Genomic DNA, 218 nt, shown 5'->3' on the forward strand with positions numbered 1-218 from the left:
CTGTGCAAGTTGGGTGAAAACAGCCAATGCGGTGCCGTGCAATGGGAACCGCAAAGCCTGGAAGGCTACTCCGGCTTCCCGCAAAACGGCCCCGCCGATGGCCAGATCGCCAGCGCCGGCCTGGCGCAGTTCTCCCCCCTTAATGAACAGACCGTCAGCCGCTGGGCCAAACGCCCAATCACTGCAGGCCCNGWCKNNCTGTCTCTTATACACATCTG

At 62.0% G+C, this 218-nt stretch carries 1 protein-coding gene; it reads left to right on the top strand.

Annotated features, from left to right (window positions below; genetic code table 11):
• Positions 1 to 36 precede the first annotated feature (36 nt).
• Positions 37 to 218 (top strand): lytic polysaccharide monooxygenase (locus ACQ4LH_RS21115; protein WP_430698966.1); only part of this gene is annotated, 182 nt, incomplete at its 3' end.

This window comes from Pseudomonas peli, assembly GCF_050563605.1.
Lineage (GTDB): Bacteria > Pseudomonadota > Gammaproteobacteria > Pseudomonadales > Pseudomonadaceae > Aquipseudomonas > Aquipseudomonas peli_A.